The sequence below is a fragment of the Pseudomonadales bacterium genome (assembly GCA_013215025.1).
In the GTDB taxonomy this organism is placed as follows: Bacteria; Pseudomonadota; Gammaproteobacteria; order Pseudomonadales; family DT-91; genus DT-91.
This window is the reverse complement of record JABSRR010000329.1, coordinates 1-1,722: the sequence shown is the minus strand read 5'-3', so window position 1 is coordinate 1,722 and position 1,722 is coordinate 1. Positions and strand designations below refer to the sequence as shown.

General features: G+C 44.3%; 1 protein-coding gene. It reads left to right on the top strand.

Annotated elements, in window-relative coordinates; genetic code table 11:
* The first annotated feature begins 871 nt into the window (after positions 1 to 871).
* Positions 872 to 1,516, top strand: coding sequence for a hypothetical protein (locus HRU21_13375; protein NRA43274.1), 645 nt, complete (start codon positions 872 to 874; stop codon positions 1,514 to 1,516).
* Positions 1,517 to 1,722: the final 206 nt, after the last annotated feature.

Here is a 1,722-nt window from a genome sequence, read left to right as displayed (position 1 = left end):
GGAGTAGTTTTCAACTAGCAAACAGCGCACCTCCGCTAAGCGTCACTGGTAGCGCTATTGCCCCTTCCGCAAGGATGATGACTATTAGCAATTCTAAAACAGAACTCCGAATAAAGCTCTTACAGGACATCTTTGGTGCTGAACGGGTCTTAACTTGAATAGGCTGGAACCTTATTATTTAAAACTCTTTAGGCATAATTTTGTAAACCTCTATCTAGGGTTGGACCCTAACTATTATTAGACTCCAATTCTATAGGAATGCACACGGACTCTATACTAGACTTATAAACCATTTGCGATTTTCATCGCTCAAAAATTGACAAAGTCACATTGAATGCTCTCAGAACACGGCAATCTTTAGTAAAAGGCGAAAGATTGGTGCGTCATGAAATGAGAGCTGTGCTGTTGAGAAAACCGTGGTCGAAGAATGAGTTTAAAGTTGGTGTTATGTAAAACAGTATTGGGAGATTTACGTGTCATTTGTATATATATGAGAAGTTCATCTTTGTTGTGGAAAGTTCATTGGAAATCATTACCCAGAAGGGTTCGCCACACTCCGCGAGAGTGCAATGCAGAGGCGACAAGTGAGCAGGTCATGAGCAAGCCCAGTGAACACTGCCCCCCGAGAAAAATTGATGTGACATGAAAAGCTTCCAGTCGGAAGCATATCAGTTGTCACACTGATAAGAACAGATACTACACTTGATCATAGCCAAAAGGCCGAGAAGGTATGAAAGGTTTCCAATGCACTCCCCTCGTGCTCTGCACATCATAAGTCGCATAAGCATTTTCCATACGTACTTTCAATCGCAACCCATGACAGAAAATATTATTGGCTAATTGCAATAGATGTTATAAGATTAGTTAACCAATGAAATTCATTTCAGTCATTTATAAGCAAACTTTTTCAGGGAAAGTAATTCTGATCAACATCAGAGAAAATCTATCAATCGATAACAAATATTCCACCATGGAGAAGATTTCCTACGAAGATATGGTCCGCAAGGCTTGCGAGAGCGTTTCTGGAAAGTTTATTTCCCGTGCGCAGATTAAGTCCTTTCTTACGGCTACCTTCGGATGGGTCGAATCCCCGCTGACGAAGAATACTCTCAAGAAGACGTTGGCCAAATTCGAGCGTAAGGGTGATTCATTTCGCGTCTCAAAAGACATGAAGGCCAAAGCAGCTGCCGCGGGTAAAACCGTTCTCAAAAAACAGAAGTTAGCCGAAAAGAAGAAGGCTGTTGCCGAGAAAAAGAAGGCACTCAAGGAGAAGATGGCAGCCAAAAAGCTCGCGGCGAAGCAAAAGCTTGCCGTCAAAAAGGAAGCCATCAAGGCCAAGAAGGAAGCTGCTAAAGCCAAGGCCGCTGCAAAGAAGGAAGCCGCCAAAGCCAAGAAGGCCGCCAAGAAAGCTAAGAAACCCACCAAGAAGGTGGCGGCCAAAAAGACCGCGAAGAAAGCTCCAAAGAAGACGGCTGCCAAGAAGCCCGTCAAGAAGACTACTTCCAAGAAGAAGTAAGCCAAAACAAATCTTGGCTAAGTAATCCACCTGGTGTCGTTCGACACCACCATATATAAAACGCATATTGACCCGAAGGTCACTAAAAATTGCCTCGACAGCCGAGTGGGTCTGCCGAGAACGGGAATTGGAGTAGTTTTCAACTAGCAAACAGCGCACCTCCGCTAAGCGTCACTGGTAGCGCTATTGCCCCTTCCGCAAGGATG

Bases quoted from the DNA above. Each gene is read 5' to 3' on its own strand.
- HRU21_13375 (NRA43274.1), top strand. From the start codon at position 872: ATGAAATTCATTTCAGTCATTTATAAGCAAACTTTTTCAGGGAAAGTA.